10 protein-coding genes are annotated in these 7,424 nt (G+C 37.0%); all 10 read right to left on the minus strand.

The genetic code is table 11. The features are described 5' to 3' along the window. Positions 1-3: 3 nt before the first annotated feature. Entirely contained in the window at positions 4-354 is a 351-nt protein-coding gene (locus tag AC6H0J_RS08970; RefSeq protein WP_005627387.1) for a YcfL family putative periplasmic lipoprotein, read from the minus strand. Next, positions 354-704: a purine nucleoside phosphoramidase gene (gene hinT / locus AC6H0J_RS08975; RefSeq protein WP_005627389.1), complete on the minus strand. Its 351-nt coding sequence runs from the start codon at positions 702-704 to the stop codon at positions 354-356. The genes AC6H0J_RS08970 and hinT overlap by 1 nt, the downstream gene beginning before the upstream one ends. A 78-nt stretch (positions 705-782) precedes the next feature. Continuing rightward, positions 783-2,651, minus strand: a complete 1,869-nt coding sequence (gene ppiD, locus AC6H0J_RS08980; protein WP_005627391.1) for a peptidylprolyl isomerase — start codon at positions 2,649-2,651, stop codon at positions 783-785. A gap of 66 nt (positions 2,652-2,717) precedes the next feature. Next, positions 2,718-3,284 carry a manganese efflux pump MntP gene (locus AC6H0J_RS08985; RefSeq protein WP_005627394.1) on the minus strand — a complete coding sequence of 189 codons (567 nt, stop codon included), beginning with the start codon at positions 3,282-3,284 and terminating at the stop codon, positions 2,718-2,720. Positions 3,285-3,294: 10 nt separating this feature from the next. After that, positions 3,295-4,653 (minus strand): tRNA uridine-5-carboxymethylaminomethyl(34) synthesis GTPase MnmE, encoded by a 1,359-nt coding sequence (gene mnmE, locus AC6H0J_RS08990; protein ID WP_005629369.1) that lies wholly within the window; start codon positions 4,651-4,653, stop codon positions 3,295-3,297. 158 nt (positions 4,654-4,811) lie between these two features. Further along, a complete protein-coding gene (yidC, locus tag AC6H0J_RS08995; protein ID WP_497513569.1) occupies positions 4,812-6,440 on the minus strand; it encodes a membrane protein insertase YidC in 1,629 nt (542 codons plus the stop codon). After that, positions 6,440-6,700, minus strand: a complete 261-nt coding sequence (gene yidD, locus AC6H0J_RS09000) for a membrane protein insertion efficiency factor YidD (protein ID WP_005627402.1) — start codon at positions 6,698-6,700, stop codon at positions 6,440-6,442. Before yidD ends, yidC begins: the two co-directional genes overlap by 1 nt. Next, on the minus strand, positions 6,664-7,023 hold the full coding sequence (gene rnpA / locus AC6H0J_RS09005; RefSeq protein WP_032803246.1) for a ribonuclease P protein component: 360 nt from the start codon (positions 7,021-7,023) through the stop codon (positions 6,664-6,666). Before rnpA ends, yidD begins: the two co-directional genes overlap by 37 nt. Before the next feature lie 12 nt (positions 7,024-7,035). Further along, positions 7,036-7,170, minus strand: coding sequence for a 50S ribosomal protein L34 (rpmH, locus tag AC6H0J_RS09010; protein ID WP_005539760.1), 135 nt, complete (start codon positions 7,168-7,170; stop codon positions 7,036-7,038). Positions 7,171-7,220: 50 nt separating this feature from the next. Then, positions 7,221-7,424, minus strand: a 204-nt coding sequence (locus tag AC6H0J_RS09015; protein WP_497513571.1) for a hypothetical protein, incomplete at its 5' end; no start/stop codon positions are given.

Raw genomic sequence — 7,424 nt, forward strand, 5'->3', positions numbered from 1 at the left:
AAATTATTTTAAATAAAGGCGGTAATTTTTACTTTCTACAGTGGGTTTAATTAAATCGATCGATTTCTCTTCTTGTGGTTTTAGCAACAATTGAGCGGAATAGCTCTCTTGCTGATTTTCCCAAGTTTGGGTTACCCCTAAATGATCGTACCAATACAAGTAGTAACTTATATTCAAAAGTTGCTGACTTTTATTTTTTATAATCGCTGATTTTTGGCTCGTTTCAACTTGAATTAAAGGTGAAAGATTAGATGTGATATTTAAAATCGGCTTCGTTGAATAAGTTAAGTTTTCTACTGAACTTGAACAAGCAGCGAGCACAAGGCTCACCAAAATTAAAAAATATTTTTTCATTATTTCGCTAACATTCTACCTAAAGGTTCACCACCGACTAAATGCATATGCAAATGGAATACTTCTTGCCCACCATGTTTATTGCAATTCACAATTAGGCGGTACCCATCTTCCGCAACACCCTCTTCTTTGGCGAGTTTAGCCGCTACGCTAAATAATCGACCTAGCGCTACTTCATCTTGCTCCGTCACATCATTCACTGTTGGGATTACTTTATTTGGAATGATCAAAATATGTGTTTTAGCTTGTGGTGAAATATCACGAAACGCTGTGACTAATTCATCTTGATAGACGATATTTGCAGGAATTTCTTTACGGATAATTTTGCTGAAAATTGTTTCTTCTGCCATTATTTGCTCCCTATAAAAAAGTGCGGTGAATTTACCGCACTTTTTATCAAAATTTATCTGAGATTGCAATTTAATCAATTATTGCTGTGCTTCATCATCTTGATTGATGAAAGAATCATTTACTTCAATTTTTGCTCTCTCACGCAATCCTTGCATTAATTGCGCTTGAACTTCTGCCTGACTTGTACGTAATAATTGAGTGCTAAATTGACTTAATTCTTTATCGTTAAGCACGCCGTCTTCTACTTTATTTAGAGCAACAATAACTACATCGCCTTTCTCATTACGAGCAACTTGGTAAACCATTTTACCTGATTCTGGTTTAGCAATTGAGAATACGCCATTTGTTAAAATTGGATCTTTATTTTCACTTAAAGTAAAAATTTGCTCACTTGAGAAATTAATTCCATCCACTTTCGATTCAGCATTTTCGTTTAATGCTTTTACTGCTTGTTGAGCTTTTTCATTAAGCACATTTTCAGCTTTCTGGCGTTTTAAGAACATTTCAATATCCACTTTTGCATCTTCCAATGTTCTCACACCTTCAGGTTTATGTTCTAACACACGCACTACAATAGCGTGATAATCGCCGACATTCAAAGGCTCTGAATTAGCGCCACCATTGGCAATATCAGATTCAAAAACGGCAGAAACTACATTAGGGAAATTTAATTCTGCAGGTACATTTTGACGAGAAAAATAACCGCTCTCTTGAACTTTAACACCTGCAACTTGTGCCGCGGTATTCAGAGATTTGCTATCTTCAAAAGCCTTATCACGCACTTGCTTTTCAATTGCGTAATAACGATTTTCTAATAAGGATTTACGCACTAAATCAGCAACCTGTGCTTTCACCTCATCTAAAGTTTGAGCTTTACGCTCTTGCACTAAAACAATATGGTAATTGCCATCCACATTGATTGGCTGGCTATATTGCCCCACCTGCAACGCAGCTGCAGCATCTTCAAAGGGTTTTGGTAATTCATTCGCATTTACCCAACCCAAATCACCACCATTCTCACCAGAAACTTTATCTAAAGATTTAGCTTTAGCTACATCAGCGAAATTTACACCTTTTTGTAATTCATCGTAAGCAGACTTAGCATCTTGCTCATTTGCAAATTGAATATGAGCTAAACGCTGAGTCATAAATTGAGCTTTATTATCTTGATAATATTGCGCAATTTCTACATCTTTAACTTCAATACCTTTTTCGATTTGGCTACCTGAGAGATCAATATATTGAACCTTCACTTGTTCTGGCTGAACAAAAGATTTTTGATTAGACTCGTAATAAGCTTTAATTTCATCATCAGATACCGCTTGCTTTGCCATTTCATCAGCAAGAGATAATGTTGCTAAACGAGCTGAACGCTTTTGAAAGAAAACTTCTGAGGTATTTTTTGCTTGAACAGGCACGATAAACTCACTGTTAGCAACACCACTTTGCATTTGTTCAAGGGTTAATGCGCCACGCAAAATAGCCGCATAACCATCTGACGTTAAACGATTTTGTTGTAATACTTGTTGATAAACAGCGTTATCAAATTTGCCATTAACTTGAAAATTAGGATCTGTCACGATTGCTCGTTTAATCATTTCATCACTGACGCCTAATTTTAATTCTTTCGCATATTGACGAAGCAATTCTTGATCAATCATTCGATTGATGGTGCTTTGACGAAGTGCGGTAACAAATTCTGGAGAATCAGACTGAGCCATAAATGCTTCGCCTTCGCGTTGTGCACGAGCCTCAAATTCTTGGTTGTAGCGATTTAAAAAATCTTGTTGCGAAATCACTTCACCATTAACTTTTGCAGCGTAAGTATCATTTGAACTAAAAAGATAGCCAGACATACCGCCAACTAAAAACGATAAAGTAATCAAACCCAAAATAAACTTAGCTGCCTTTGAATTTGATAAATTGTGCATTTTTTCAATTAACATTCTATAACCCTTGTTATAAACATAAAATTTTCCCCGATTATAATCTAAACGTAGAAAATTAGCATCTTAAAAAGTGAAAACACCGTGCTCATAAAGCAAGCTAATACCCATTCCAATCAGCACTATTCCACCAAAAATCTCCGCTTTTGATCTAAATTTTTGCCCAAGAAAATGACCGCTCTTTACACCGAATAATGAAACGATAAAAGTAGTCAGTGCAATAATTACCATAGCCGAAAAAATATCGACAGAAAGAAAAGCAAAAGATATGCCAATTGCTAAGGCATCCACACTCGTAGCTAAACCCAAAGTCAATAAACGTTTCAAATTTATAGATGACTCTACACTTGCTTCGGAATCAGCATTTAATCCCTCACGCACCATATTAATGCCAATTAATGCAAGTAAAACAAAACCAATCCAATGATCCCAATCTTGAATCATTGAACTGAATTGCAAGCCTACAAAAAAAACTATTGCAGGCATGATACCTTGGAAAAATCCAAAACAGAGAGAAATATAAAGAGCTTGTTTGCAACGAAAAGATCTTAATGCAACACCTTTAGAAATGGATACAGCAAAAGCATCCATTGATAAGCCCAGTGCAATAATACAAAGTGTATAAAAGCTCATAATTTAGAAATTATTTTCCAATACAGAAAGAACTAAAAATATTACCTAGCAAGTCATCAGATGTGAATTCTCCTGTAATTTCACTCAAGTACGTTTGTACTAAGCGTAATTCTTCCGCTAAAAGTTCTCCTGCGTGAAATTCAGTAAGTTGAACCAAACCGATTTGTAAATGCTCTGCCGCTTTCTCAAGTGCATCTAAATGACGACGACGAGCTAAAAAGCCCCCTTCCATGCCAGTTTGGAAACCCATTGCTTGTTTCAAATGCTCACGTAAAAGTTGTATACCATCATGCGTTTGAGCAGAAAGACTAATAATTTGATAACCGCCCTGTTCGCTTTCACTTGCTTGTTCGTCATTTAAATCAATTTTGTTTCGAACAATAGTGACAGGCAATGTTGTGGGTAATTTTGCTAAAAATTCTAACCGCACTTTGCTTAAATCTGCACTTTCAGGATCGCTACTATCTAACATCAAAATGATACGATCGGCTTGTTCGATCTCCGTCCATGCGCGAGAAATGCCAATGCGCTCGACTTCATCGGTTGCATCTCGAAGACCCGCGGTATCAATAATATGCAATGGCATACCGTCGATATGAATATGCTCACGTAACACATCGCGTGTCGTGCCGGCAATATCCGTCACAATAGCTGCTTCACGGCCGGCAAGGGCATTCAACAAGCTGGATTTGCCTGCATTCGGACGACCGGCAATCACCACTTTCATACCCTCACGTAAAATAGAACCTTGTTTGGCTTCAGAGCGAACATCTTCCAACTGATTAATAATACCGCGTAAGTTTGCTTCAATTTTTCCATCCGCCAAGAAATCAATTTCTTCATCAGGAAAATCAATGCTAGCTTCTACATAGGTGCGCAAATAAATCACAGAATCAACTAATTCATTTACTTTCTTTGAAAATTCACCTTGCAAAGATTTTAATGCGGAACGTGCTGCCTGTTCTGATGTTGCATCAATTAAATCAGCAATGGCTTCCGCTTGAGCAAGATCCAATTTATCATTCAAAAAAGCCTGTTCAGAAAACTCACCCGGTCTCGCCAAACGGATTCCATCAATTTGTAAAATACGTTTGAGTAATAAATCTAATACAACCTGCCCACCATGGCCTTGCAACTCTAATATATCCTCACCGGTAAATGAATTTGGTGATTTGAAGTAAAGGGCAATCCCTTGATCTAAAACAGTGCCATCAGCATCCTTAAAAGGGAGATAATCAGCCATTCTTGGCTTAGGACATTTTCCCAACACCGCTTGTGCAACTTCTGTTGCTAAAGGCCCAGAGACTCTTAAAATCCCAATACCACCACGACCTGGCGCAGTAGCTTGAGCAACGATTGTTTCTTTCATAAAAAACTCTTTAAAATCTAGCCGCACTTTTAATTTAGAGGGATAACGCTTATCCCTGTTTCTACTAAAAAAACTCTATCTCTACAAAATGCGGAATATATTAAGATCAAATAATAAAGAAAGGCACTATTCGTGCCTTTCTTTTTGCCAGTTAGTGACTATTTCTTACGGGAATGTAACCCTTTTTTCTCTAACCCTCGATAAATTAATTGCTGTTGTGCAATTGTAATTAAGTTAGAAACTAACCAGTACAACACTAAACCAGCAGGGAACCATAAAAAGAAGAACATAAAGACTAATGGCATAAAGTTCATCACTTTTTGCTGCATTGGATCAGCCACTGGTGTTGGAGACATTTTTTGCAACAAGAACATTGAGATACCCATTAAAATAGGGAAAATATAATAAGGATCTTGTGCTGATAAATCTTGAATCCAACCAAAGAACGGAGCATGACGTAATTCAACTGCTTCCATAAATGTCCAATACAATGCGATGAAGATTGGCATTTGAAGAAGAATTGGTAAACAACCGCCAAGTGGATTTACTTTTTCTTCTTTGTAAAGTTTCATCATTTCTTGGCTCATCCGTTGGCGATCATCACCGAAACGTTCACGCATTTCTTGCATTTTCGGTTGCAACATACGCATTTTAGCCATTGAAGTATATTGTGCTTTCGTAAGTGGATACAAAATTGCTTTCACTACGATTGTTACACAAATAATCGCTAACCCCCAGTTAGACACAATCCCTTGAATAAAGGTTAATAACCAGAATAACGGTTTAGCAATAAACCAAGCCCAACCATAATCAACCGTTAAATCTAAGTGATTTGCCACAGTAGCCATTTGATTTTGAAGTTTAGGGCCAGTCCATAATGAACTTGTAATCGTCTCTTGACCACCAGCAGGAATAGTAACAACTGGGCCACGATAACCGATGGAAGCGACATTATTTTTAGTATCTGTAATTGTGTAAAGCTGATTATTTACATCTTGATTAGGGATCCAGGCAGATACGAAATAATGCTGTAATACTGCAACCCAACCAGCTTTAGTATCAATAGAAAGATTATTATCCTTCATATCGCCAAAACTATATTTTTTATAGTTAGTTTCTGAAGAAGAATATGCGCCACCAGTGTAAGTTGGCATTGCGACATTACCAGAGCTTTCAACAATAGAATGTTTTAATTGACCATAAGGCTCGACTTCAATAGCTTGACCACTTTGGTTATCAATCTTGTAATCCACACCTAAATCATAGCTACCACGTTTTAATACAAAGATTTTTTGATAAGTCACACCATCTTTTTCAAAAAGAAGAGGCACTGAAAGAGACGCTTGACCATCTGCTAATTTAAAATTATCACCTTCAATTTGATATTGCGCACGACCAGAACGAGTATCGATACCGTTTTTACCAATTAAACCACTTTGTGCAATATACACATGTTCTTTGGTGTCTTTTAATAACTCAAACGGTGTTTTTGAATCCAATTCAGCATCATATTTTAGTAATTCAGAACTAATTACATCACCGCCTAAAGTATCAACTTTCAAACGGAATACATCGTTTTCAAGAGTAATAATACGGCCATGAGTTTGAGAATCTGCTACAACTTGCGAATTAGAAGAAGGAGAACTTGCCGGAACATCAGAATTGGCAGTCATTGAAGTTGTTTGCTCAGTTGACACCTGTGGATTTTTATCCAACTGCCATTGCTGATAAACAAGGAAAGAAATAAAAATTAGCGCTAACACTAATAGGCTACGTCTTGAGTCCATTATTTTTTCTCATCGTTATTATTGATTTTAGGTGGAACAGGATCGAATCCACCAGCGTTCAAGGGGTGACATTTTAATACACGTTTTAGAGTAAGCCAACTACCTTTTAACAATCCATGTGTTTTTAACGCTTCAATGCCATAGCAAGAACAAGTAGGCACAAACCGACAACGCGGTCCGATAAGAGGACTAATAACAACTTGATAGAAACGAATAAATCCAATTAAGATTTTTGCACCAAACGAATGTGTCGTTGCCATAATTTTTCTAAGATTTGTACAAAAGAGCTATTATCAAGCTTACCAATACCCCCTTTTGCAACAAAAACAAAATCACATGCGGGTAAACGATGTTGCGATAAACGAAAACTTTCTCGTACTAAGCGTTTAATACGATTACGATCATGAGCTCGTTTTAAATGTTTTTTAGCGACAGTCAAACCCAAGCGAGGGTGCTCAAGATTATTTTTTCTGGCGAGGATGGTTATTTCTGGAGTGCTAGCTCTGAACGGTTGTTCGAAGACATTTTTGAATTGAACGGGAGTTAACAAACGTAACTCCCTTGAAAAGTTCAGCTTAACCACTAAGAACGGTGATTATGCAGATAAACTTTTACGACCTTTAGCACGACGACGCGCTAAAACTTGACGGCCATTTTTAGTTGCCATACGAGCACGGAAACCGTGAGTACGACTACGTTTTAATACAGAAGGTTGAAATGTACGTTTCATTGTAATCTACCTAAATCCAGATTATGAGTTAATAAAAATAGAGCGCAATTTTAATCATAAAATACGCGTTCGTCAAATAAGAAACGGAAATTTTTCGGGAAAAACTCTCGGACTTCCAAAATCGGGGGGATTATACGGATTTTTGTATAAATCTCAAGCCGATTTTTTAGAAGATCTTTCCACGCATTTATTGTAAAATCTCCGCCAATTTTTACCGCACTTTTCTCTATTACAAAAACAACAAGGATCCTTTT

The organism is Haemophilus sp. THUN1691 (assembly GCF_059704425.1).

What these genes read in the sequence shown, in the direction of transcription:
- AC6H0J_RS08985 (WP_005627394.1), bottom strand. Translation starts at nt 3,284, where the DNA reads ATGAGCTTTTATACACTTTGTATTATTGCACTGGGCTTATCAATGGAT.
- yidD (WP_005627402.1), bottom strand. Translation starts at nt 6,700, where the DNA reads ATGGCAACGACACATTCGTTTGGTGCAAAAATCTTAATTGGATTTATT.
- hinT (WP_005627389.1), bottom strand. Translation starts at nt 704, where the DNA reads ATGGCAGAAGAAACAATTTTCAGCAAAATTATCCGTAAAGAAATTCCT.
- rpmH (WP_005539760.1), bottom strand. Translation starts at nt 7,170, where the DNA reads ATGAAACGTACATTTCAACCTTCTGTATTAAAACGTAGTCGTACTCAC.
- yidC (WP_497513569.1), bottom strand. Translation starts at nt 6,440, where the DNA reads ATGGACTCAAGACGTAGCCTATTAGTGTTAGCGCTAATTTTTATTTCT.
- mnmE (WP_005629369.1), bottom strand. Translation starts at nt 4,653, where the DNA reads ATGAAAGAAACAATCGTTGCTCAAGCTACTGCGCCAGGTCGTGGTGGT.
- AC6H0J_RS08970 (WP_005627387.1), bottom strand. Translation starts at nt 354, where the DNA reads ATGAAAAAATATTTTTTAATTTTGGTGAGCCTTGTGCTCGCTGCTTGT.
- ppiD (WP_005627391.1), bottom strand. Translation starts at nt 2,651, where the DNA reads ATGTTAATTGAAAAAATGCACAATTTATCAAATTCAAAGGCAGCTAAG.